We start from the raw sequence: 21,728 nt of genomic DNA, 5'->3' as shown, positions 1-21,728 counted from the left end.
ACAATGCCCGCTACGATAGCTTATGCGCGCAAGAAATGAAACAGGTTGCGCAGCATGCCAGCCGTTGCGCCCCAGATAAAATAGTTCTGGTATGGCATTGCGTAAAAAGTGCGGCGCCCGCTCGGCAGTTCGGCCGCCAGGCGCTGGTGGTTGGCGCCGTCCATCAGGAACTGGAACGGCACCTCGAAGATTTCCGCCACCTCGAACGGGTCGGCCTTCATGTCGAATGGCGGCGTCACCAGCCCGACCACCGGCGTCACGGCATAGCCGGTGCCGGTGTAATACAAAGGCAGGCTGCCGATCACGTCGATATGGCGGCGATCCAGGCCGATCTCCTCCTCCGTTTCGCGCAGGGCGGTGTCGACCGCATCAGCATCGGTCGGCTCGGCGCGGCCGCCCGGAAACGCAACCTGCCCTGCATGGTCGTTCAAATGCGCGGTGCGCATCGTCAGCAGCAGGTGGACGCCATCTTCGCGCAGCACCAACGGCACCAGCACGGAAGCCGGGGTCGGCTCGCCGCGATGCACGCCAAGCGCTGGCTCGGACGGTTCGGGCGTCCACTCAGGCGGCGCGGCAAAGCGCTGGCGCAGCCAGTCCGGCGCAAGATGCTCCAGCAGCACGGCGGCTTCACCGGCAATCGCTTCAATCGGCAAGCGGGTCGGGTCGAAAGGTGTTTTGGCCATAGGCGGCATTGTACCAAGCTGAAAAAAAAGGACGCCCGAAGGCGTCCTTTTCGAATCCGATACCGGGGTATGGATTACGCTGCGGTTGCCGCAACTTTGCGGTTTGGCAGTTTTTCCTTGATACGTGCGGATTTGCCCGAACGCTCGCGCAGGTAGTACAGCTTGGCGCGGCGAACGTCACCACGACGCTTCACTTCGATCGAAGCGATCAGTGGGGAGTACAGCTGGAAGGTACGCTCAACGCCTTCGCCGGACGAGATCTTACGAACGATGAAGTTCGAGTTCAGGCCGCGGTTACGACGGGCGATAACAACGCCTTCGTAAGCCTGGGCGCGCTTGCGGGTGCCTTCGACTACGTTTACGTTGACAACCACGGTATCGCCAGGAGCGAAGTCAGGGATGTTTTTGCCCAGGCGAGCGATTTCTTCTTGTTCCAGTTGCTGGATCAGGTTCATTTTAAAACTCCTATTACCATCTTGCCGGCGCCAAAAAGATGCCCGGTAGAGGATGGGGTTGAAACACGGCAGGCGACATGCCTGCCACGGTACTGCAACGGGTTTACAAACCCGCCAAAAACTTCTCGTCCTTCTTCGAGAGCAGGCCGGCTTCGCGCGCCTTTGCCAGCAGGTCGGGACGCTTGCGCGCCGTCGCTTCCAGCATGCGCTCACGGCGCCACTTCTCGATCTCGGCATGGTTGCCGCCCAACAGCACCGGGGGCACGGCCTCGCCTTCGTAAATCTCTGGCCGCGTATAGTGCGGCGAATCCAGCAAGCCGTTGACGAACGAGTCTTCGACTGCGGAAGCATCGGTATTCAGCACGCCTGGCAGCTGGCGCACCACGGCATCCATCAGGGCCATGGCAGGCAGCTCGCCGCCGGACAGCACGAAATCGCCAAGGCTGATCTCTTCATCGATGCAGCGGTCCAGCAAACGCTGGTCCACCGCTTCGTAGCGGCCGCACAGGATCACGAGGCCGGGTTCCTGCTTCAACTGCATCACGCGCTCATGCGTCAGCTGCTTGCCTTGCGGCGACATGTACACCACACGCGGTGCCGGCAGGCCGGACACCATCTGGCGCTGTTTAGCGGCCGCGATGGTCTGCTCCAGCGGCTTGGCCAGCATCACCATCCCCGGACCGCCGCCGTAAGGCCGGTCATCCACGGTGCGGTGATTGTCGCTGGTGAAATCGCGCGGATTCCACAGCGACAGGCCCCAGCGCTTCTGCTCGAACGCACGGCGCGTCACGCCGGACTGCGTCAAGGCAGCGAACATCTCGGGGAACAGGCTAATGACGTCGAATTGCATGGTGCGGTTCCGGATTAGTAATCCAGGCCCCAGTCCACGATGATCAGCTTCGCGTCCTTGTCCACCTTGATAACAAACTGGCTTACAAATGGGATCAGGCGCTCTTGCGCCTTTCCATCAGCCTGGTACTCGACGCGCAGGATGGATTGTGGTCCATTGCTCATCATGTCCGCGACTGTTCCAAGGCTTTCGCCCTGTTGATTCTCAACTGCCAGGCCGAGCAAGTCGCCCCAGTAGTATTCATCCTCTTCCAGCTGCGGGAAATCGGCGCGCGCCACGAAAACGGCAGCACCTTTCAGTGCTTCTGCTTCGTTCCGGTCCGTCATCCCGACGATAGTGGTGACAACGTCGCCACCATGCAGCTTAGCCCGCTTGACTTCTACGTCACGCAGGCTTGGCTTGTCGAGCCACCAGGTAGTGGCGTGCAGCAGCGCATCTGCTTCGGAGGAAAAGGGCCGGACACGGACCCCACCAGTGATGCCATAGGCACCGAAAACAAAGCCAACCTGAACCAGGTCAGCCGGGGCTTGCACCCCAGATGCGGGCTTGCTGCTCAAAGCTTGAATTAAGCTGCTTTCTGGGTAGCAACCAGCTTGGCAACAGCTGGGGACAGCTGCGCGCCAACGCCTTGCCAGTAAGCCAGACGGTCAGCAGCAACGCGGAAGGTTTCTGCTTGGCCGGTAGCCATTGGGTTGAAGAAGCCGATACGTTCTACGAAACGGCCGTCACGACGATTGCGGGAATCGGTTGCAACGATGTTGTAGAAAGGACGCTTCTTGGCGCCACCACGAGCTAAACGAATAACGACCATAATAATTCCAAAAAAGTGTGCTGAGTCGGAAAAAGCCGCGAATTATAGCGCGCTTTAACTCCAACCGGCAAGATTAATCAAATTGGTGGGGAATTGGACAATCCGGGATTATCCCCCGAACTGGCCGCGGCGGCAACCGCTTTGTTGTGCGATACTGCCGGTTTTTCGGACCTATCGGCAGCAATCATGTCTGTTTTACACAAGAACAAAACTTTCGCCACTTTGCTTGCCACGGTCACCGGCGGCATCGGCCTGCACCGCTTCTACCTGCGCGGCCTGGCCGATCAATGGGGCTGGCTGCATATGGCCAGCCTGCCCGGCTGCGCCGCCGTATTTGCGCTCTGGCCGAAAGCCGATCCCTACTTTCTGCTGCTGCCGCTGATCCTGTCGATCCTGGTTGGCGCGCTCGAAGCCCTGGTGCTGGGCCTGATGCCCGACGAGAAGTGGGACGCCGCATTCAACCCCGGCTCCAGCAAGCAAACCGACTCGCGCTGGCCGCTCGCCATCGTGCTGGTTGCCACCCTGATGTTCGGCGCCTTCGCCCTGATCGCCACCATCGCCCGCCTGTTCGACCTGCTCTACACCGGCGGCATCTACGGCTAAGCTCGTGTCACACCATGGGGTCACACCCCAAGTGGGACACGGGCTCATGTACGAATAACGTCTTGTCACAATTTAGCATTCCATTCGGCAACTATTGACCTATACTCACTAGCACCACAACCGCTTTTGGAGAACCCATATGAAACTAATTAAATTCCTGTTGCCAGCAATCCTGGCCGTAACGGTGACCGGCGCTCAGGCGCAACCGAAGCGCGGCGTCTGCGCAGATTGCGGCACCGTGACCGCAGTTAAACTCGTCGAAAAAGATGGCGACGGCGGCGCGGCCGGCATGGTAGCCGGCGGTATCGCTGGCGGCCTGCTGGGCAACCAGGTAGGCGGCGGCACCGGCAAAACCCTGGCCACCGTGGCCGGCGTCGCTGGCGGCGCTTACGCCGGCAAGAAGATCGAAGGCAAAATGAACAAGGTCAAGGAATGGCACGTGACCGTCAAGTACGAAACCGGCAAGGTCGGCACCGTGGTACTGAAAAACGATCCAAACCTGCGTAACGGCGACCACGTCCGCCGTGAAAATGGTGGCCTGAACCGCTACTAAGTCCTGCGCGACAGCAGTAAGCCCATCCCCGCGCCGGCCAGCAGGCCGGCGCAACTCCGGTTGAATAGCCGCCTCCCGCGCGGTTGCGCGAACCACTTCTGCATGCGCGCCCCCATCCAGGCATAAGCCGCCAGCGCCACCACCTCCAGCAGCAGGAACAATACCCCGAGCACGAAGAACTGCGCGCCCACCGGCCCGGCAGGATCGACGAATTGCGGCAGGAAGGCCGTGAAAATCAGGATCGCTTTCGGATTGCCGGAGGCAACAAAGAATTCCTGCCGCGCCAGCTGCCACCAGCCTACCGCTGGCATAGCGCTTTCCACCTGCCCGCCCGGTGCCGCGCGCCACAGCTGACAAGCCAGGTAGAACAGGTAGATCGCGCCAACAGTCTTGATCCCGTAGAACAGCAGCTCCGACGTGTGCAGCACCGCCGCCAGCCCGGCCGATGCCAGGGCGATCATCCCCGCGAAAGCCACCAGGCGCCCGGCGCCCGCCAGGCATGAGCGGCGAAAGCCATAGCGCGTGGCATTGCTGACCGATAGTAGGTTGTTCGGCCCCGGCGCCATATTCAACGCAAAACAGGCAGGCACGAACAGCATGAGGGTTGAAGCATCCATGGCCGGCTCCATATGGAAATTTTAGTTAATATACAACGTCCAAATGTGCAAGGAGACATCGTGACAGACAATACCACGCCACACTTCCCCTCCCAGTGGCAGCCGCTGGTCGACCGCGCGGCCGGCGCCTTGCGCAAGCTGGCCATCAACGAAGACGCCAAGGCCCGCTTCCTCAACGACCCGATGCTGCGCCCTTACATGGAACGCGTTTCGCAGCGCTATGTCGCCGGCAGCACGGTGGCGGATGCGGTCGTGCGTGCCGCCATGATCAACCAGAATGGGCACCGCGCTTCCGCCGAATACATGGGCGAGAGCGTGCGCGATGAGGCTTTCGCCAACGCGGAAACCAGCGTTTTCATGCAACTGGTGCAGGCCATCGGCGAGCAGCGTCTCGATTGCTCGATCTCTTTCGACCTGTCGCATATCGGCTCGCTGGTGGACCCGGAACTGGGCTACCGCAACGCGCGCCGTATCGCGCGCGCGGCCAACGAGATCGGCCAGGAAGTGATGATCTCGATGGAGGCATCCGATCGCACTTCCGGCATCTACGAGATCTACAGCCGCCTGCACGAGCAGGACGGGCTATCGAATGTCGGCATCACCGTGCCGGCCAAGCTGCACCGCACTGCAAGCGACCTCCCGGCACTGCTGCGCCATCCGGGCCGCATCCGCCTGGTCAAGGGCGCCATGTTCGAACCGGTGGAAATCGCCTATCCTCGCAGCAGTCCCGAACTGGCATCGGCCTATCGCCGCTATGCAGCACTGCTGCTGCGCAGCGGCCACAAATGCTCGATCGCCACGCATGACCGCTCGATCCAGGACGAGCTGGCGGCCATGATTCGCGCCGAAGGCATTGCTGCCGGCCCTTACGAGTTCGAGTCCCTGATCGGCCTGGGCGAACAAAACATCTCAGACTTGCGCGATGGCGGCTTTGCCACGCGCGAATACGCAGTTTTTGGAAAGGAGTACTTCTTGTACGTATTAAACCGCATCTCCGAAGAACCAGTCCGCGTCTACCAGGCGGTCGTCGACGCCCTGGGTGCCGCATGATGCGCCGACTTCTCGCCGCAGCCGCGCTAGTCGCCGCCAGTGCCGCGCAAGCACAATCGGTGGCAATCACGATCGATGACGGTCCGAACACGGACAACACGCCGCGCATGTCCGCAAAGGAGCGCAACCAGGCCCTGCTGGATGCGCTGGCCAAGCACCGCGTGCAGGCAGCACTGTTCGTCACCTCCGGCTTTGGCGCCAACACGCAGCAAGGCTTGCCGCTGCTGCGGGCCTGGAGCAAGGCCGGACACGCTATCGGCAACCATACGGTGACGCATCCGGACCTGGAAAAGGTCCCGCTGGCCGATTACCAACGCCAGGTGATGGAATGCGACCGCTTGATCAGCACCCAGCCCGGCTACCAGAAGTGGCTGCGCTTTACCTACCTGCGCGAAGGGAATACGCCCGAAAAGATCGACGGCATGCGCAAATTCCTGCGCGAGCATGACTACCGCAACGCGCACGTGAGCCTGGACACCAGCGATTGGCGCCTGAACGAAAAGCTGGAACAAGTACTGAAGAAGGACCCGAATGCCGACGTCAGCGCGATCCGCACCGCCTACCTGGCTCACATCAAGCAACGCGCCCTGGCTTACCGCGAACTTTCGCAGCAACTGCAAGGACGCGATATCTCGCAAGTCATGCTGCTGCACCATAACCTGATCAACGCGCTGTGGCTGGATGATGCGCTGACGCAGTTTGAGCAAATGGGCTGGAAGATCATTTCACCGGCACAGGCGTTTGCCGATCCGGTCTACAAGCTGGAGCCGGTGCGCAAGGCTGCGGGGCAAAGCTTGCTGCTATCGCTGGGGCGCACCCTGGGACTGGGCTTGATGCCGGGCGGCGAGCGCCTGGTGGATGACGGCGACTACGAAATCGCCGAGCTGGCAAAAAAGGGGCTGTAGCGCCCCCGGCAAAAAAATAGTCGTCCGTTTTTCGGTTGCCGCAACGGCAGGAGCCTCGCTAAGCTCCTGCCATCACTGCAACCGGAATTCACCTTATGTCCCCTTTCTTTTCCCCTACCCCGCTGCTGCTGGCCAATGTCTGGGACGCGCCAAGCGCACAGGCTGCCGAAGCAGCGGGCTACAGCGCGATCGGCACCTCCAGCGCAGCCATCGCCGCCATGCTTGGTTACCAGGACGGCGAGCAAATGCCCTTCAACGAATTGCTGTTCATCGTACGCCGCATCCGCGCCAGCAGCGCGCTGCCGCTGAGCGTCGATATCGAGGCCGGCTACGGCGACAATGATGCAGTCATTGCCAATATCGCGCGGCTGGCGGAACTGGGCGTAGCTGGCATCAATATTGAAGACAGCCGCGTAATTGAGGGGCGCCGCGAGCTTTTGGCGCCGGCGCACCTGGCAAGGCTCCTGCACGCCCTGCGTCCAGCATTTCCGGGCCTGTTCCTCAATGCCCGAACCGACACTTTCCTGCTTGGCTGCTCCGCAGCGCTGGACGAAACCATTGCGCGGGGGCTGGCCTATGTGGAGGCCGGCGCCGACGGCCTGTTCGTGCCCGGTATCACGGCAGCTGCCGATATCCGCCAGGTGGCGGGTACAATGGCCTGCGCCGTCAACGTGATGTGCATGCCCGGCCTGCCTGATTTCGCCACGCTGGCGCAACTGGGCGTACGCCGCATCAGCATGGGGAACTTCGTGCACGGGGCTACGGCGCGGCAAGTCCAGGCCATGCTCACAACGATCCGCCACCAGCAATCATTCGCCTCTTTGTTCGCCGATGAAAGTCACTGATCCAGCCGACATCCAGCGTTGCTACCAGGCCCTGGTAGCTCGCTCACCCGAGCATGTCGGCGCCTTTTATGCGGCGGTCAAGACCACCGGCATCTTCTGCCTGCCAACCTGCCGTGCGCGCAAGCCGAAAGCGGAGAATGTCGACTTCTTCTCCGACATCAAGGAACCGCTGGCGCTGGGCTTCCGTCCCTGCAAGGTGTGCCGTCCGACCGAAAACGCGCCGGACGTGCCACCGCAAGTGGCCCGTGCGGTTGCCCTGGTACGCGAGCAGCCCAAACGGCGCATCCAGGATGCCGAACTGCGCGAACTGGGCATCAGCCCGGAACTGGTGCGGCGCTGGTTCCAGAAACACCACGGCTTCAGCTTTCAGTCTTACCAGCGGATGTTGCGCATCAATCTCGCCACGACGGAATTGAACGAGGGGCGCAGCACGACCGATGTGGCGCTCGACAGCGGCTACGAATCGCTCAGCGGCTTCGCTTACACCTACAAGAAAATGACCGGCAACGTACCGAGCCAGGGCGCCAGGCAACTGGTGCTGCACCGATTTGCGTCGCCGCTCGGGCCGATGTTCGTTTGCGCTAGCGAAAACGGTATCTGCCTGCTGGAGTTCACCGATCGGCGCATGCTGGAAACCGAGTTCCGTGATTTGCAGCGCCTGTTCAAAGCCCGCATCCTGGCCGGAGAAAACGCGCATACGCGTGAAGCAGAAGTCCAGATCGCAGAATACTTCGAAGGCAAACGCCAGCAGTTCAGCGTGACGCTCGACGCACCGGGCAGCGATTTCCAGCGCAGCGTCTGGACTGCCCTGCGTGCAATGAAGTTCGGCGAAGTGACGCATTACGCTGACCTGGCGGCGCGCCTGGGAGCACCCAACTCAGTGCGGGCCGTGGCTGGAGCGAATGGGGCGAACCGGATTGCGATCATCATTCCCTGCCACCGGATTATCGGCAAGGATGGATCGCTGACTGGCTACGGCGGGGGATTGGCGCGCAAGGAATGGCTCCTGGCGCACGAAGGGCGGCACGGCGGCCGCCCTGCTACAGCTTAGAACTGCTCGACGTCCAGGCCCAGGACACCTGCGCTGCCGTCGACGATGGCGGCACGCATGCCGGTGGAACCGGACAGGATGTGGTCCGCGAAGAAGCGCGCGGTCACGATCTTGGCGTGGTAGAACGATGCATCGCCCTCGCCTGCCGACAGCTTGGACTGCGCGATCAGCGCAGCACGGCCCATCTGCCAGCCGCCAAACACGATACCGGCCAGCTTCAGGTACAGCACGGAACCAGAGAACACGCCCTTGATGTCCGACTTGGCATGGTTGACTACATAGTCCACCACTGCCTCCAGGTCATCGGCGCCTTGCTGCAGGTGCTTGCGCATCGCGGCAAAATCAGGGCTGTTCACGCCAGCCAGTTGCTCGGCAGTCGCGCGCACTTGGGCAACGATCGACTTGGCCAGGGCACCGCCGTCACGCACGGTCTTGCGGCCGATCAGGTCATTGGCCTGGATCGCGGTGGTACCTTCGTAGATGGTCAGGATCTTGGCATCGCGGTAGTGCTGCGCCGCGCCGGTTTCCTCGATGAAGCCCATGCCGCCGTGCACTTGCACGCCGTCGCGGGCCACGTTCTCGGACATCTCGGTCGACCAGCCCTTCACGATCGGCACCAGGAACTCATACACGGCCTGGTTGGCTGTGCGAACTTCCGCGTCGGCGTGGTGGTGTGCCACGTCGTGGATACCGGCAGCCACGTAAGCCAGTGCGCGCGCCGCTTCGGTCTGGGCGCGCATCGACATCAGCATGCGGCGCACGTCCGGGTGGTTGATGATCGCCACGCCGGCTGGGGAGCCGTTCAGGTCGCGCGACTGCACGCGGTCCTTGGCAAAGGCCACAGCCTGCTGGTACGCGTTTTCCGCCAGGCCCACGCCCTGCATGCCGACGCCGAAGCGGGCCGCGTTCATCATGATGAACATGTATTCCAGGCCGCGGTTCTCTTCGCCCACCAGGTAGCCGATGGCGCCGCCATTGTCGCCGAACTGCAGCACGGCGGTCGGGGAAGCCTTGATGCCCAGCTTGTGTTCGATCGACACGCAGTGCGCGTCGTTGCGCTCGCCCAGCGAACCGTCGGCATTGACCATGAACTTCGGCACGATGAACAGCGAGATACCCTTCACGCCAGCCGGTGCGTCAGGCGTACGCGCCAGCACCAGGTGGACGATGTTCTCGGCCATGTCGTGCTCACCGTAAGTGATGAAGATCTTGGTGCCGAATACTTTGTAGCTGCCATCGCCCTGCGGCACGGCGCGGGTGCGCACGGCTGCCAGATCGGAACCGGCTTGCGGCTCGGTCAGGTTCATGGTGCCGGTCCACTTGCCGGTCACCAGCGGCTCCAGGTAGGTCGCCTTCTGCTCGTCGGAGCCTGCGGTCAGCAGCGCTTCGATCGCGCCGTCGGACAGCAGCGCCACCAGCGCGAACGACAGGTTCGAGCCGTGCAGCATTTCCACGCATGGGGTGCCGATCAGCTTCGGCAGGCCTTGGCCGCCAAACTCGGTCGGATGCTGCAGGCCTTGCCAGCCGGCTTCCGCGAACAGTTTGAAGGCTTCCTTGAAGCCTTTCGAGGTGGTGACCTTGCCATCTGCCCAGGAGCTAGGCTCTTTGTCTGCTGCGTGGTTCAACGGGGCGATCACGCCGCTCACGAACTTCGCGTTTTCTTCCAGTACGGCTTCCGCGGTTTCCGCGTTTGCATCTTCACAGCCTGGCAGCGCGGACACGCCTTCCAGGTTCGCCAGTTCGTTCATCACGAACAGCATGTCTTTCATTGGGGCTTGATAGCTCATGACACCTCTCCAAGGTAGTAAAAGGGCCACTTGCGTGGCCCCGGTACTCAGTCCTTTTTCAGGACATTTATTTAATTAGCCCAGTTCCTTGACCAGCTGAGGAACAACCTCGAACAGGTCGCCTACGATGCCGTAATCGGCAACGGAGAAGATCGGAGCTTCAGGGTCTTTGTTCACAGCCACGATGACCTTGGAATCCTTCATGCCGGCCAAGTGCTGAATCGCGCCGGAGATACCAACAGCGATGTACAGGGAAGGAGCAACGATCTTGCCGGTCTGGCCAACCTGCCAGTCGTTCGGCACGAAGCCTGCATCCACTGCAGCGCGCGACGCGCCCATGGCTGCGTTCAGCTTGTCGGCCAACGGTTCCAGGATCTTGAAGGCGTCAGCGGAGCCCATGCCGCGGCCACCGGAAACGATGATCTTGGCGGCGGTCAGTTCTGGACGGTCCGACTTGGCCACTTCACGGCCAACGAAAGCGGACTTGCCGAAATCAGCAGCGGCAGCCACGGTTTCAACGGCAGCGGAACCGCCTTCGGCAGCAGCAGCGTCGAAGCCGGTGCTACGTACGGTGATGACTTTGACTTTGTCCGACGATTGCACGTAGGCGATCGCGTTACCGGCATAGATTGGGCGCTCGAAAGTGTCAGGCGCGTCAACCTTGGTGATTTCGGAGATCTGCGCCACGTCCAGCTTGGCAGCAACGCGTGGCAGGATGTTCTTGCCGTAGGCGGTTGCCGGAGCCAGGATGTGGGTGTATCCACCAGCGATCGCCAGGATCTGCTCGGAGACGTTTTCGGCCAGGCCGTCGGCGAAGTGGGCTGCGTCAGCGTGCAGCACTTTGGTGACGCCGGCGATTTTCGCGGCGGCTGCAGCTGCGGCGTCGGCGTTCGAGCCAGCGACCAGCACGTGGACTTCGCCTGCACATTTGGCGGCGGCGGTAACGGTGTGGAGGGTGCTGCCCTTCAGGGATGCGTTGTCGTGTTCTGCGATGACGAGTGCGACCATGATTGAGTTCCTAGAGTATTCGGTGAATTAGATGACTTTAGCTTCGGTGCGCAGCTTCGACACCAGGGTCGCTACGTCGGGCACTTTGATACCAGCGGAACGCTTGGCAGGCTCGGCCACCTTCAGGGTTTTCAGGCGTGGGGTTACGTCAACGCCCAGGTCTTCCGGCTTGACGACATCCAGCGGCTTCTTCTTCGCCTTCATGATGTTAGGCAGGGTCACGTAACGTGGCTCGTTCAGGCGCAAGTCGGTGGTCACGATGGCTGGCAGTTGCAGTGCCAGGGTTTCCAGGCCGCCGTCCACTTCGCGGGTCACGGTGACTTTGCCGTCGCCCAGTTCAACCTTCGATGCGAAGGTCGCTTGCGGCCAGCCCAGCAGCGCTGCCAGCATCTGGCCAACCTGGTTGGAGTCGTCGTCGATCGCCTGCTTGCCCAGGATGATCAGTTGCGGTTGCTCTTTGTCGGCAACAGCCTTCAGCAGCTTGGCCACAGCCAGCGGCTCCAGCTCAACGCCGGTTTCGATCAGGATGCCGCGGTCGGCGCCGATCGCCATGCCGGTGCGCAGGGTTTCCTGGCATTGGGTCACGCCAGCGGATACGGCAACCACTTCGGTTACTTTGCCGGCTTCTTTCAGGCGGGTCGCTTCTTCCAGTGCGATCTCGTCGAACGGGTTCATCGACATTTTGACGTTGGCGATATCTACGCCAGTGCCGTCGGATTTGACGCGCACTTTCACGTTGAAGTCGACGACGCGCTTGACAGGTACCAGGACTTTCATAGGTGTGCCTTTGAAAAAGAGATAAGTAAAATTAGTGGGCTAGATTATATTGGAATTCGATATCACTTATCGAATAAAAGCACGATCGTGCGTTTTTTAAGTACAATCCGGCGCCGAAAATCAGCAACCGGTAGCATACCGCAGTTTTTACTTGCGGCGCATCAAAAACGTAAATTCAGTGCCCTGCTGGACGTGCGACAAGAGTGCATTGCCAGTTTGTTTGGCAAAGGCCTGGAAGTCACGCACTGACCCTGGATCGGTAGCCACGATGCGCAATACCTGGCCGCTCTCCAATTCCGCCAAGGCTTTCTTGGCTTTGAGGATAGGCAGCGGGCAATTCAGGCCGCGCGCGTCGAGGTCCTTATGAAATTCCATGATCTCGGACTCGAGAGTAAGAGTTTCGCTCATCAATATCTCGCTTCTGTACAACTGGTTCCAACATACTACTCCAATTTTGCGCGTCTGACGCACTGCACCAAAATAGTTAATGTTGCGTTGCAAAATCACAACGACATTGCAATGTCGGAAAGGCCCGCCCTAGTAGACGCGGGCCCCTGCCAGCTCTTAGATACGCGACTCCACCCATGCTGCAACGCCACCGAGCGCACCTGGCAGTGCGTCCGGATTGGTGCCGCCGGCCTGCGCCATGTCAGGGCGACCACCGCCCTTGCCACCCACTTGTTGGGCAACGAAGTTAACCAGCTCGCCTGCCTTGACCTTACCGATCGAGTCGGCGGTCACGCCGGCGATCAGGCTCACCTTGCCTTCGCTGACCGAAGCCAGCACGATGGCGGCGGACTTCAGCTTGTCCTTCAGCTTGTCCATGGTTTCGCGCAGCGCGGTGACGTCGGCGCCTTCCATGGTTGCAGCCAGGACCTTCAGGCCCTTGACGTCGACCGCCTTGTTCACCAGTTCATCGCCCTGGCCGGAAGCCAGCTTCGACTTCAATGCAGCCAGTTCTTTTTCCAGCGACTTCACCTGCTCTTGCACGGCGCCGATCTTGGCGGTCAGTTCTTCAGGATTGGACTTCAGCGCGGCCGCGGCTTCGTTCAGCTTGCGGGCCATGCCCTGCACCAGCGCCAGCGCGCCTTCACCGGTCACTGCCTCTACACGGCGGATACCGGCTGCAACGCCGCCTTCCGACACGATCTTGAACAGGCCGATATCGCCGGTGCGGTGCACGTGCACGCCGCCGCACAGCTCTTTGGAGGAACCGATGTCCATCACGCGCACTTCGTCGCCGTACTTCTCGCCGAACAGTGCCATCGCGCCGTGCTTCACAGCGTCGTCGAAGGACATGTTGTGCGACTGGGTCGCAGCGTTAGCCAGGATCTCGGCGTTGACGATGGCTTCCACCTTGGCGATTTCCTCGGCGGTCAGCGGTGCGGTGTGGGAGAAGTCGAAACGAGCCTTGTCCGGATCAACCAACGAGCCTTTCTGCGCCACGTGGGAACCCAGCACTTCGCGCAGGGCCTTGTGCATCAGGTGGGTCGCCGAGTGGTTACGGATGGTGCGGCCGCGTGCATGCTGGTTCACTTCCGCGCCGACAGCGTCGCCAACCTTCAGCGAACCGGATGCCAGCATGCCGTGGTGGCCGAATACGTCAGCCTGGATCTTCAGCGTATCTTCAACTTCGAATTTGGCGCCAGCGGACTGAATCAGGCCCTGGTCGCCCACCTGGCCGCCGGATTCGGCGTAGAACGGGGTGGTATCCAGAACGACGATACCCTGCTCGCCTGCTTTCAGTTCCTGCACCGGTGCGCCGTTGGCGTACAGTGCGATCACTTTCGAATTGTGCTGCAACTGGTCGTAGCCGACGAATTTGTTCTTCTCGCCGGAGTATTCGACGTTGGCAGCCATCTTCTTGAACTTACCGCCTTCGCGCGCCTTCTGCTTCTGCAACGTCATCGCTGCGTTGAAGCCCTCTTCGTCCAGCGTCACTTCGCGTTCGCGGCAAATGTCGGCGGTCAGGTCCAGCGGGAAGCCGTAGGTGTCGTACAAAGTGAAGGCGGTAGCGCCGTCCAGGTTCTTCGGATCCTTGGCCAGTTGGGCTTCCAGGATCTTCATGCCGTTTTCCAGGGTTTCGCCGAAACGCTCTTCTTCAGCCTTCAGCACCTGGGCCACGCGGTCCTTTGCTTCTGCCAGCTCTGGGTAAGCTCCGCCCATTTCAGTATTCAGGTCTGCCACCAGCTTGTAGAAGAATGCCTTGGTCTGGCCCAGCTTGTGGCCGTGGCGCAGTGCGCGACGGACGATGCGGCGCAGGACATAGCCGTGGCCTTCAGGGCCAGGAATGATGCCGTCGACAATCATGAAAGCAGCGGCGCGGATGTGGTCAGCGATCACGCGCAGCGATTTGTTTTCCAGGTCGGTCGCGCCGGTCTCGCGGGCAGCAGCCTTGATCAGGGCCTGGAAGGAATCGATTTCGTAGTTGGAGTGCACGTGCTGCAGGACAGCGGCCAGGCGCTCCATGCCCATGCCGGTATCCACGCAAGGCTTCGGCAGCTTGTGCATCACGCCCGCTTCGTCGCGGTTGAACTGCATGAACACCAGGTTCCAGATTTCGATGAAGCGGTCGCCGTCTTCCTGGTCCGAGCCAGGAGGACCGCCCCAGATATCAGCGCCGTGGTCGTAGAAGATCTCGGTGCAAGGACCGCAAGGGCCGGTGTCGGCCATCTGCCAGAAGTTATCCGACGCGTAGCGCGAACCCTTGTTGTCGCCGATGCGGATGATGCGCTCTTTCGGCACGCCGATTTCGTTCGCCCAGATGTCGTAGGCTTCGTCGTCCTCGATGTAGACGGTGACGGTCAGCTTCTCAGGCGGCAGGCCGTAGACTTTGGTCAGCAGCTCCCAGGCGTACTGGATCGCATCGCGCTTGAAGTAATCGCCGAAGCTGAAATTGCCCAGCATTTCAAAGAAGGTGTGGTGACGCGCGGTATAGCCGACGTTTTCCAGGTCATTGTGCTTGCCGCCGGCGCGCACGCAGCGCTGCACGGTGGTGGCACGGGAATACGGGCGCACGTCCTGGCCCAGGAACACGTCCTTGAACTGCACCATGCCGGAGTTGGTCAACAGCAGGGTTGGGTCGTTGCCTGGCACCAGCGGGCTGGAACGGACAATCGTGTGACCCTTGGATTCGAAGAATTTCAGGAACTTTTCGCGAATTTCAGCAGATTTCATGTCGTAAAAGGTAGGTTGCAGGCTGGTGCAAAGGGTTGATTATACGTGAACAGCCCGCCGTTGCGGTGGGCGTGGGCCTCTAGGTCCGCTAGGCGAAGTCCGGCCCGATCAGGTCGACGCGGTCGGTGCAAAAGGCGTCCACGCCCAGGGAGAGGATTTCCCGCGCACGCTCGGGGGTATTAACGGTATAGCAAAACAGGCCCAGGCCCGCTGCCTTCACCGCCCTCGCCTGTTCCGGCGTGAGGTATTTGTGATTGGTATGGATCGCCACGGCGCCAAGTTCATGCGCCGTTTCCAGCCAATTCGCCGGAATTTTATCGAAAAGACAAGCCCGTGGCAGATCAGGCGCAGCATCCCGCGCCGCGGCCAAAGCAGGCATGCTGAAGGAAGACAGCAAAGGCAGCTGCGCCGCTTCGCCCGCCGCCACTTCCGCCGCAAAACGCGCGCGCGCGGTCTGCGCCACCCAGCGGCCGGTTGCTTCATCAAAGCCTTCCGCCGGCTTGATCTCGATATTCATCCAGATCTTGTGCTCTTTGCAGTAATCAACCCACTCCAGGAACAGCGGCACCGGCTCGCCGCGGAACTCCGGACCGAACCAGCGGCCCGCGTCCATCTTTGCCAGTTCCGCGGCAGTAAAGTCAGGCAGGAAGCCGTCGCCATACACGGTGCGGCCGAAATGCGAGTCGTGCATCACCACGCCGATGGCATCGGACGACAGCATGACGTCGAATTCCACAGCGCGGAAACCATAAGCCAAGCCGGCGCGCAGACCGGCGATTGTATTTTCCGGAGCGAGCGTGCCGCCTCCGCGATGCGCAACGATTTTGGGGTAGGGCCACATAGGATTAAGACACTAACACGGTTGGATGCGTTAAGCTAACGCTCCCTGAAAACAGTAGGAAGCAGACAACATGACTCCGAAGGCCCTTGGACACATTCGCGTACTGGATCTAAGCCGCGTGCTGGCTGGCCCATGGTGCTCGCAGAACCTCGCCGACCTTGGCGCGGACGTGATCAAGATCGAGCGCCCAGGCGCTGGCGACGATACGCGCGCCTGGGGTCCGCCATACGCCAAGGACGCCTCCGGCGCCGACACCACCGAAGCGGCGTACTACCTGTCCGCCAACCGCGGCAAACGTTCGGTGACCTGTGACATCTCCAAGCCGGAAGGACAAGCCCTGATCCGCGAACTGGCCAAACATGCCGACGTGGTGCTGGAAAATTACAAGGTCGGCCAACTGAAAAAATATGGCCTGGACTACGCATCGCTGAAGACCGTCAAGCCAGACCTGGTGTACTGCTCCGTGACCGGCTTCGGCCAGGATGGCCCCTACGCGCACCGCGCCGGCTACGACTTCCTGATCCAGGGCATGGGCGGCCTGATGTCCGTGACCGGCGAGCGCGACGACCTGCCGGGCGGCGGCCCGCAAAAGGCCGGCGTAGCGCTGACCGACCTGATGACCGGCATGTATTCCACCATCGCGATTCTCGCCGCGTTGACCCACCGCGACCGCACCGGTGAAGGCCAGTATATCGACATGGCGCTGCTGGACGTGCAGGTGGCCATGCTCGCGAATATGGGCTCCAACTACCTGAATAGCGGCAAGGCTCCCAAGCGCTGGGGCAATGCGCACGCCAACATCGTGCCTTACCAGACCTTCGCCTGCGCCGACGGCTACATCATCGTCGCCACAGGCAACGATGGCCAGTACCAGAAGTTTGTCGAAGTGGGCGGCCGCGCCGACCTGGCTGTCCACCAAAACTACGCCACCAATCCGCTGCGCGTGAAGAACCGCGACGAGCTGGTGCCGATCCTGGCTGAAATGGTGAAGGCCCAGCCGCGCGACTGGTGGATCGAGCAACTGGAAGCGGTTGGCGTGCCATGCGGCCCGATCAACGACCTGCATGACGTGTTCAAGAACCCGCAGGTGCAGGCACGCGGCATGATGATCGAAACCGACCATCCGACCGCCGGCAAAGTGAAACTGGTGCGCAACCCGATGCGCCTGAGCGCCAGCCCGGCCGAAACCGACATGGCGCCGCCCCTGCTTGGCCAGCACACCGACGAAGTGCTGCGCGAAGTCCTCGGCCGCAGCGACGCCGACATCGCCGACCTGCGCAGCAAAGGCATCCTGTAAAGCAAGTGATACGGCCGAGTCCGTGTCACACCTTGGGGTCACACCCTAAGTGTGACACGAGCCCGGCCATGTGAAGGATGAGCCCGTGCCACACTCGGGGTGTGACCCCACGGTGTGACACGGGCTCGGCTGGTGCGGCTTTTAATGGAGATGCTGTTTGAAGTCGAACAGTTCGCGGTGCATGAAGTTGACTGCGGCTTTCATCTCGGGCGTCACTTCGATGCGCTCGCTGGCGCACACGCGGCGGGCTCGGGCGCCAAGCATCTCCATGTCGTCTACCAACTTGGGTACGTTGGCGTAGTCTTCACTCACCAGCATTTCGCTGATGTCGTCGGAGCGGCGGTCCAGCTTCTGGATCGTGTCGCGCAGCTCGCCAGTCAGGTGGCGCTCGGCCGAGAGGGCTTGCGCGGCCTGGCTGACAGCCATTTGGATGTTGCTGAGCCTGATACGGATTTCGCGATCGTGCATCATGGTGATCTCCTCGCTCAAAACGGCACCCAGCGTGCCGGTCGGACTTGGAGATCATTCGCACTCGGCGGTTCAATCACCCTGCCTCAGCTTTGATCTGGCTCAACATTGGCGCAATTGGCGTCAACCGGCGCAGGTGGATTGCAATCGCGACAGCCCCAACCAGGCAGCATCCCAGAAGCCCGACCACGCCGGCCCAACCCGCCCTGCCCCACAGTATCCCCGCAGCCCAACCAACCACGCTGGAACCGAGGTAATAGAAGAACAGGTACAGCGCCGACGCCAATGCCGCCCCGCGCGCGCGCCGGCCAACCCAGCTGCTGGTCATCGAATGCGATGCGAAGAAGGCGAAGGTGAACAGGGCCAGTCCGCCCACCACCAGTGGCAGCCAGCTCGATAGGGTAAGCACAATACCTGCCAGCATCAGGCTCAGCACCAGATACAGCACGCCTTTGCGGCCATAACGATCAGCCAGCTTGCCCGCCCAGACTGAGCTGAAAATCCCCAGCAGGTATAGCAGCGAAATCCCGCCCACCACGCTCTGGCGCAGTTCGAATGGGGCGGCCAGCAGGCGGTAGCTGATGTAGTTGTAGGCACTGACCATGCAGCCCATCAACAGGAAAGCCAGCGTGAACAGCCATGGCAGGCCGTCGTCGCTCAAGTGGCGGCGCGCATTTTCCGGCAACGCACGCCAACCTCCGTACGAGGGGCGGAAACGGCGCGAATCGGGCAGGCTGCGCCAGAACTCGGCAGCGGCCAGGATTCCCGCCACACCCATCGCCACCAATGCCACGCGCCAGGAGAAAAAGTCGCTCAGCACGGAAGTCACCATGCGTCCGACCATGCCGCCAAATGCGCTGCCGCTGATATACAACCCCATCGACAGGCCCAGTGATTCGGGCTCGATTTCCTCGGCGAGGTAGGCCATGGCGACGGCGGGCATGCCGCCCAGTGCAACGCCAAGCAAAACGCGTGCAGCAAGCAATTGGCTGTATCCGCCCGCCGAGGCGCACAGCAGCGTCATCACGGCGGAGATGGCCAGCGCGCCGACCATCAAGGGCTTGCGGCCGAAACGGTCGGAGATCGCGCTCGACACCACCAGCGAGATCGCCAAGGCGGCCGTCGCCAACGAGAGCGACAGGCTGCTCTGCGCCGGCGTCAGCGCAAATTCGTGGGATAGCAGCGGCATCAGGGGTTGTACGCAGTACAGCAATGCGAAGCAGGAGAAGCCGCCAAAGAACATGGCGCGATTGGTGGGGTGGCTGAGGGCTTTCATGGTGAATTGATCTTAGGATTGCCCTGTATTACTGTCCAATATATATTTGAGGCGTTATTAATCGCTTCTAAATATTATGGAATTGCGTCACCTGCGCTATTTCGTGGCCGTAGCCGAGGAGCTGAGCTTCACTCGCGCGGCCGAACGGCTGCATATCGGCCAACCGCCCCTGTCGCAGCAAATCCAGGCTCTGGAAGCGGAAGTGGGCGCGCGCCTGTTCGATCGCAGCAAGCGCTGGGTGCGATTGACCGAGGCTGGCAAGCTGTTTCTCGAAGATGCGCGGGCCATCCTTGCGCAGTCCGAGCGTGCTGCGGAACGGGCGCGCCGGGCGCAGCGTGGCGAGGCTGGCGAACTGCGTGTGGGCTTTACGTTTTCCACGCCTTTCACACCGCTGTTTGCGCGCACTATTCGCCGTTACCGCCAGCTTTATCCGGATGTTGCGCTCACCTTGCATGAGATGACGACGCTGCACCAGATTGACGCCCTGGAGGCGCGCAAGATTGATCTTGGTTTTGTGCGTCCTCCGGAAGTGGCGTTGCCGGAGCATTTGGCGCTGACTACCCTGCGCCGGGATGCGCTGTTGCTGGTGCTTGCCAGCGATTCGCCTCTGGCGCGTAAGCGCAAGATCAAGGTGGCGGACCTGGCGGAACTTCCGTGGGTGATGTATCCGAAGGAGTCCGGGGTGGGCATCAATCACGCTATCCTGGGCATGTGCCGGGCGGCAGGCTTTGTGCCCCAGGTGGCCATGGAAGCGGGTGAGGCGGCAACCATTATCGGGCTGGTTGCGGCGGGGATTGGGGTGTCGGTGCTGCCCTCGCCGTTCCAGTCGATGCATTTGGAGGGCGTGGTGTTTCGTCCGCTGGATGATGGCGGGGGCGGTCACTTCGCTGCAACTGGCGCAACGGCGGGCCGATGGCGGGGCGCTGGTGGAGGCGTTTGTCAGGGTGGCGCTCGAAGAGAACCGGTAAGACTGGGTCAGACCCAAGGGTCTGACCCGCCTGCTCGACCGACGGTGGCCGGGGTTTTAGTCGTAGTCGGCGTCGAGCTCGGAGCCGGCGTAGTTTTCCAGCTCGGTCCACAGCGTCTTCATTGCAAAGCGGCCTGGCAGTTTTTGCAGCACGGTGCAACTGCGGCGATACAGGTCGATGCGGTTCAACAGCACAGGACGATGCTGCTCCGGGATCGCTGCGACCAGCGCTTCCCAGCCTGCTTCGTAATCCGGCTTGGCCTTACGTACGGCCTTGACGAAACGCTCGAACTCTTTCTGGCCGGTGCGCGCGACGATGCGGCCGCCGCCTTCCACCGCGAAGATGATCGCCAGCGCGATCACGCCCTCCGCGTTCAGGTCAGGGTCCTTGATGGCGCCTTCCTGGTTATGGCGGCGCAGCCAGTTCGCCAGCCGCACCACGGCCTGCACTTCCTGGCGCTGCTTCAACTGGGTCTGGTATTTGGCGGGCCCATCCCAGTTGGCGCCAGGCTCGGTGAAGCAGATGTCGAAGAACAGGTCGCGCAGGCGACGCTGTGCGTACATCGGGTCGCTGTCGTATTCACCGATCAGCGTATCTTCCGGCATCGCCGCCAGGTCTTTCAGCTGGACGAAGCCCGCCTGGAAGGCCAGCTCGGCGCCCTGCTCCACCAGGAAGTCCAGCGCCAGCTCGTCGGAATCGACGGTCAGCAGCTGCTCCAGGCCGAGCGACACGCCGCCGACGGTCAGGTTGACCGCCCTCTGGATGCCGTCCGCCGTGCGGTTGTTGGTGAACTTGTCCGCGACCATGGCCGTGATGCCGCTCAATTCTTCGGCCAGGATGACGGCCGCATCTTCGCGGTCGTCGCCAGGCAGCAGTTTGATGGCGCGGGTCAGTCGCGGCAGGCTTTCTTTGACGAGTGCGGGTAGCATCAGCCGAAGATTCCCGTACCGATCGAGCGGCGTGCGCGTTCGCGGCCGGTGCCACTGCGGGTGGTCGGCACTTGCTTGCGCAGGCGGTACAGCAACTCTTTGGTCGAGCGCTGCAGGTGCTCCGGCTCTTCGTCCGGATCGTCGCTGAATTCGGCGTCGGCCAGGTCGGCGCTGTGGCGGAACTCCGGGAACAGTTCGAACAGCGCGCGGTCCCAGCCATCTTCATTGGCTTGCGCCAGAGCGACGGCGACCGGCACGATGTCGTTGTCCGACGCGGTCTGGCCGGTCAGGTAGGCGCCTTTGGAGATCACCTCGCCGGCCACTTCCAGTACTTCTTTCGGCGCCAGCGAGAACAGGATCGCAAATGCGGTGCAGCCCCAGTCGGTGGCCGAGGCCTCCTTCAGCAGCTCGACGCGGCGCTCTTCGTCTTCGGTGCCGAACACCACGCCGTGGATATGGGCGAACAGCGATTCGGCGATGCGCTCAGGATCGTCTTCGATCATGTCGTCCGGCCACGTGGCAGCCAGGTAAGCCAGGCTTTCGGCCCACTGCTTCGGCGGCACCAGCAGGGTCGCCAGCGACATCTTGCCGCCGTCGAAACCGGACATGTGCAGCGCCGTCACGTGCGGCGGCAGCTCCTGCAGCACTTCGACCACGGCCAGGTCGCCATGGGTGTCCGCTGCTTCGGCAAAAGCGCGTTCGGCGTGCTCCAGGGAGCCCGCCAGAACGAGTTCGGTGACCTGCTTGCGAATGGCTGGCAGATTCTTGTCGGTCATG

23 protein-coding genes and 1 pseudogene are annotated in these 21,728 nt (G+C 61.7%); 8 read left to right on the top strand and 16 right to left on the bottom strand.

The genetic code is table 11. The annotated features are described in order from the left end of the window. Window positions 1–20 precede the first annotated feature (20 nt). The 5 genes from ACQ4MM_RS20720 to rpsP all read right to left on the bottom strand — a co-directional run bounded on the left by ACQ4MM_RS20720 (window position 21) and on the right by rpsP (window position 2,799). On the bottom strand, window positions 21–683 hold the full coding sequence (locus ACQ4MM_RS20720) for a CoA pyrophosphatase (RefSeq protein WP_431479127.1): 663 nt from the start codon (window positions 681–683) through the stop codon (window positions 21–23). Window positions 684–757: 74 nt separating this feature from the next. Next, window positions 758–1,138 (bottom strand): 50S ribosomal protein L19, encoded by a 381-nt coding sequence (rplS, locus tag ACQ4MM_RS20715; protein ID WP_431479126.1) that lies wholly within the window; start codon window positions 1,136–1,138, stop codon window positions 758–760. 103 nt (window positions 1,139–1,241) lie between these two features. Next, window positions 1,242–1,988, bottom strand: coding sequence for a tRNA (guanosine(37)-N1)-methyltransferase TrmD (gene trmD, locus ACQ4MM_RS20710; RefSeq protein WP_431479125.1), 747 nt, complete (start codon window positions 1,986–1,988; stop codon window positions 1,242–1,244). A 14-nt stretch (window positions 1,989–2,002) separates the two neighbouring features. After that, window positions 2,003–2,545 (bottom strand): ribosome maturation factor RimM, encoded by a 543-nt coding sequence (gene rimM, locus ACQ4MM_RS20705; RefSeq protein ID WP_431479124.1) that lies wholly within the window; start codon window positions 2,543–2,545, stop codon window positions 2,003–2,005. Between the two features lie 8 nt (window positions 2,546–2,553). Beyond that, entirely contained in the window at window positions 2,554–2,799 is a 246-nt protein-coding gene (gene rpsP, locus ACQ4MM_RS20700; RefSeq protein ID WP_055936763.1) for a 30S ribosomal protein S16, read from the bottom strand. A 186-nt stretch (window positions 2,800–2,985) separates the two neighbouring features. On the opposite strand from rpsP, the gene ACQ4MM_RS20695 reads away from it, so the two are divergent. Both ACQ4MM_RS20695 and ACQ4MM_RS20690 read left to right on the top strand, forming a co-directional pair. Next, entirely contained in the window at window positions 2,986–3,402 is a 417-nt protein-coding gene (locus tag ACQ4MM_RS20695) for an NINE protein (protein WP_431479123.1), read from the top strand. 139 nt (window positions 3,403–3,541) lie between these two features. Beyond that, entirely contained in the window at window positions 3,542–3,955 is a 414-nt protein-coding gene (locus ACQ4MM_RS20690) for a glycine zipper 2TM domain-containing protein (RefSeq protein WP_431479122.1), read from the top strand. Here the strand turns inward: ACQ4MM_RS20690 and ACQ4MM_RS20685 are convergent. After that, on the bottom strand, window positions 3,952–4,572 hold the full coding sequence (locus ACQ4MM_RS20685) for a LysE family translocator (RefSeq protein ID WP_431479121.1): 621 nt from the start codon (window positions 4,570–4,572) through the stop codon (window positions 3,952–3,954). The genes ACQ4MM_RS20690 and ACQ4MM_RS20685 overlap by 4 nt on opposite strands. 60 nt (window positions 4,573–4,632) lie before the next feature. Here ACQ4MM_RS20685 and ACQ4MM_RS20680 point away from each other — a divergent pair, with 60 nt between their 5' ends. The 4 genes from ACQ4MM_RS20680 to ACQ4MM_RS20665 all read left to right on the top strand — a co-directional run bounded on the left by ACQ4MM_RS20680 (window position 4,633) and on the right by ACQ4MM_RS20665 (window position 8,423). Next, the gene (locus ACQ4MM_RS20680; protein ID WP_431479120.1) at window positions 4,633–5,622 is read left to right on the top strand and encodes a proline dehydrogenase family protein; all 990 of its coding nucleotides are present in this window, start codon (window positions 4,633–4,635) and stop codon (window positions 5,620–5,622) included. After that, entirely contained in the window at window positions 5,619–6,527 is a 909-nt protein-coding gene (locus ACQ4MM_RS20675) for a polysaccharide deacetylase family protein (RefSeq protein ID WP_431479119.1), read from the top strand. The genes ACQ4MM_RS20680 and ACQ4MM_RS20675 overlap by 4 nt, the downstream gene beginning before the upstream one ends. Window positions 6,528–6,622: 95 nt before the next feature. Then, complete coding sequence (locus ACQ4MM_RS20670) at window positions 6,623–7,372, top strand: isocitrate lyase/PEP mutase family protein (protein WP_431479118.1); 750 nt, start codon at window positions 6,623–6,625, stop codon at window positions 7,370–7,372. Continuing rightward, on the top strand, window positions 7,359–8,423 hold the full coding sequence (locus tag ACQ4MM_RS20665; protein WP_431479117.1) for a bifunctional transcriptional activator/DNA repair enzyme AdaA: 1,065 nt from the start codon (window positions 7,359–7,361) through the stop codon (window positions 8,421–8,423). Before ACQ4MM_RS20670 ends, ACQ4MM_RS20665 begins: the two co-directional genes overlap by 14 nt. On the opposite strand, the gene ACQ4MM_RS20660 is transcribed toward ACQ4MM_RS20665, so the two are convergent. The 6 genes from ACQ4MM_RS20660 to ugpQ form a co-directional block, all read right to left on the bottom strand. Then, entirely contained in the window at window positions 8,420–10,210 is a 1,791-nt protein-coding gene (locus ACQ4MM_RS20660; RefSeq protein ID WP_431479116.1) for an acyl-CoA dehydrogenase, read from the bottom strand. The two genes, ACQ4MM_RS20665 and ACQ4MM_RS20660, sit on opposite strands and share 4 nt — an antisense overlap. A 75-nt stretch (window positions 10,211–10,285) precedes the next feature. Continuing rightward, complete coding sequence (locus ACQ4MM_RS20655; protein WP_431479115.1) at window positions 10,286–11,218, bottom strand: electron transfer flavoprotein subunit alpha/FixB family protein; 933 nt, start codon at window positions 11,216–11,218, stop codon at window positions 10,286–10,288. A 27-nt stretch (window positions 11,219–11,245) separates the two neighbouring features. Beyond that, window positions 11,246–11,995 carry an electron transfer flavoprotein subunit beta/FixA family protein gene (locus ACQ4MM_RS20650; RefSeq protein WP_431479114.1) on the bottom strand — a complete coding sequence of 250 codons (750 nt, stop codon included), beginning with the start codon at window positions 11,993–11,995 and terminating at the stop codon, window positions 11,246–11,248. 147 nt (window positions 11,996–12,142) lie between these two features. Next, on the bottom strand, window positions 12,143–12,370 hold the full coding sequence (locus ACQ4MM_RS20645) for a sulfurtransferase TusA family protein (RefSeq protein ID WP_090443023.1): 228 nt from the start codon (window positions 12,368–12,370) through the stop codon (window positions 12,143–12,145). 189 nt (window positions 12,371–12,559) lie between these two features. Further along, window positions 12,560–15,172 (bottom strand): alanine--tRNA ligase, encoded by a 2,613-nt coding sequence (alaS, locus tag ACQ4MM_RS20640; RefSeq protein WP_431479113.1) that lies wholly within the window; start codon window positions 15,170–15,172, stop codon window positions 12,560–12,562. 88 nt (window positions 15,173–15,260) lie between these two features. Further along, on the bottom strand, window positions 15,261–16,013 hold the full coding sequence (gene ugpQ / locus ACQ4MM_RS20635) for a glycerophosphodiester phosphodiesterase (protein ID WP_431479112.1): 753 nt from the start codon (window positions 16,011–16,013) through the stop codon (window positions 15,261–15,263). 70 nt (window positions 16,014–16,083) lie between these two features. On the opposite strand from ugpQ, the gene ACQ4MM_RS20630 reads away from it, so the two are divergent. After that, entirely contained in the window at window positions 16,084–17,310 is a 1,227-nt protein-coding gene (locus ACQ4MM_RS20630) for a CaiB/BaiF CoA transferase family protein (protein ID WP_431479111.1), read from the top strand. A gap of 141 nt (window positions 17,311–17,451) precedes the next feature. On the opposite strand, the gene ACQ4MM_RS20625 is transcribed toward ACQ4MM_RS20630, so the two are convergent. After that, on the bottom strand, window positions 17,452–17,781 hold the full coding sequence (locus ACQ4MM_RS20625) for a hypothetical protein (RefSeq protein WP_431479110.1): 330 nt from the start codon (window positions 17,779–17,781) through the stop codon (window positions 17,452–17,454). A 73-nt stretch (window positions 17,782–17,854) separates the two neighbouring features. After that, window positions 17,855–19,054 (bottom strand): MFS transporter, encoded by a 1,200-nt coding sequence (locus tag ACQ4MM_RS20620; protein WP_431479109.1) that lies wholly within the window; start codon window positions 19,052–19,054, stop codon window positions 17,855–17,857. 76 nt (window positions 19,055–19,130) lie between these two features. Between ACQ4MM_RS20620 and ACQ4MM_RS20615 the strand changes: the two are divergent. Beyond that, window positions 19,131–19,862: pseudogene (locus tag ACQ4MM_RS20615) on the top strand (LysR family transcriptional regulator); the annotation flags it as partial. Window positions 19,863–20,078: 216 nt separating this feature from the next. Here ACQ4MM_RS20615 and ACQ4MM_RS20610 read toward each other — a convergent pair. Continuing rightward, window positions 20,079–20,951: a hypothetical protein gene (locus tag ACQ4MM_RS20610; RefSeq protein WP_431479108.1), complete on the bottom strand. Its 873-nt coding sequence runs from the start codon at window positions 20,949–20,951 to the stop codon at window positions 20,079–20,081. Then, window positions 20,951–21,727, bottom strand: a complete 777-nt coding sequence (locus ACQ4MM_RS20605; protein WP_431479107.1) for a hypothetical protein — start codon at window positions 21,725–21,727, stop codon at window positions 20,951–20,953. Before ACQ4MM_RS20605 ends, ACQ4MM_RS20610 begins: the two co-directional genes overlap by 1 nt. Between the last annotated feature and the right edge of the window lies 1 nt (window position 21,728).

This window comes from Massilia eburnea (assembly GCF_050709955.1).
GTDB classification, from domain to species: Bacteria; Pseudomonadota; Gammaproteobacteria; order Burkholderiales; family Burkholderiaceae_D; genus Rugamonas; species Rugamonas eburnea_A.
This window is presented reverse-complemented; position numbering and strand designations above follow the sequence as displayed.

What these genes read in the sequence shown, in the direction of transcription:
- ACQ4MM_RS20685 (WP_431479121.1), bottom strand. Translation starts at nt 4,572, where the DNA reads ATGGATGCTTCAACCCTCATGCTGTTCGTGCCTGCCTGTTTTGCGTTG.
- ACQ4MM_RS20610 (WP_431479108.1), bottom strand. Translation starts at nt 20,951, where the DNA reads ATGCTACCCGCACTCGTCAAAGAAAGCCTGCCGCGACTGACCCGCGCC.
- ACQ4MM_RS20645 (WP_090443023.1), bottom strand. Translation starts at nt 12,370, where the DNA reads ATGGAATTTCATAAGGACCTCGACGCGCGCGGCCTGAATTGCCCGCTG.
- ACQ4MM_RS20690 (WP_431479122.1), top strand. Translation starts at nt 3,542, where the DNA reads ATGAAACTAATTAAATTCCTGTTGCCAGCAATCCTGGCCGTAACGGTG.
- ACQ4MM_RS20620 (WP_431479109.1), bottom strand. Translation starts at nt 19,054, where the DNA reads ATGAAAGCCCTCAGCCACCCCACCAATCGCGCCATGTTCTTTGGCGGC.
- ACQ4MM_RS20670 (WP_431479118.1), top strand. Translation starts at nt 6,623, where the DNA reads ATGTCCCCTTTCTTTTCCCCTACCCCGCTGCTGCTGGCCAATGTCTGG.
- ugpQ (WP_431479112.1), bottom strand. Translation starts at nt 16,013, where the DNA reads ATGTGGCCCTACCCCAAAATCGTTGCGCATCGCGGAGGCGGCACGCTC.
- ACQ4MM_RS20655 (WP_431479115.1), bottom strand. Translation starts at nt 11,218, where the DNA reads ATGGTCGCACTCGTCATCGCAGAACACGACAACGCATCCCTGAAGGGC.
- ACQ4MM_RS20660 (WP_431479116.1), bottom strand. Translation starts at nt 10,210, where the DNA reads ATGAGCTATCAAGCCCCAATGAAAGACATGCTGTTCGTGATGAACGAA.
- ACQ4MM_RS20665 (WP_431479117.1), top strand. Translation starts at nt 7,359, where the DNA reads ATGAAAGTCACTGATCCAGCCGACATCCAGCGTTGCTACCAGGCCCTG.
- alaS (WP_431479113.1), bottom strand. Translation starts at nt 15,172, where the DNA reads ATGAAATCTGCTGAAATTCGCGAAAAGTTCCTGAAATTCTTCGAATCC.
- rpsP (WP_055936763.1), bottom strand. Translation starts at nt 2,799, where the DNA reads ATGGTCGTTATTCGTTTAGCTCGTGGTGGCGCCAAGAAGCGTCCTTTC.
- ACQ4MM_RS20695 (WP_431479123.1), top strand. Translation starts at nt 2,986, where the DNA reads ATGTCTGTTTTACACAAGAACAAAACTTTCGCCACTTTGCTTGCCACG.
- ACQ4MM_RS20675 (WP_431479119.1), top strand. Translation starts at nt 5,619, where the DNA reads ATGATGCGCCGACTTCTCGCCGCAGCCGCGCTAGTCGCCGCCAGTGCC.
- ACQ4MM_RS20630 (WP_431479111.1), top strand. Translation starts at nt 16,084, where the DNA reads ATGACTCCGAAGGCCCTTGGACACATTCGCGTACTGGATCTAAGCCGC.
- ACQ4MM_RS20720 (WP_431479127.1), bottom strand. Translation starts at nt 683, where the DNA reads ATGGCCAAAACACCTTTCGACCCGACCCGCTTGCCGATTGAAGCGATT.
- rplS (WP_431479126.1), bottom strand. Translation starts at nt 1,138, where the DNA reads ATGAACCTGATCCAGCAACTGGAACAAGAAGAAATCGCTCGCCTGGGC.
- ACQ4MM_RS20650 (WP_431479114.1), bottom strand. Translation starts at nt 11,995, where the DNA reads ATGAAAGTCCTGGTACCTGTCAAGCGCGTCGTCGACTTCAACGTGAAA.
- ACQ4MM_RS20605 (WP_431479107.1), bottom strand. Translation starts at nt 21,727, where the DNA reads ATGACCGACAAGAATCTGCCAGCCATTCGCAAGCAGGTCACCGAACTC.
- ACQ4MM_RS20625 (WP_431479110.1), bottom strand. Translation starts at nt 17,781, where the DNA reads ATGATGCACGATCGCGAAATCCGTATCAGGCTCAGCAACATCCAAATG.
- trmD (WP_431479125.1), bottom strand. Translation starts at nt 1,988, where the DNA reads ATGCAATTCGACGTCATTAGCCTGTTCCCCGAGATGTTCGCTGCCTTG.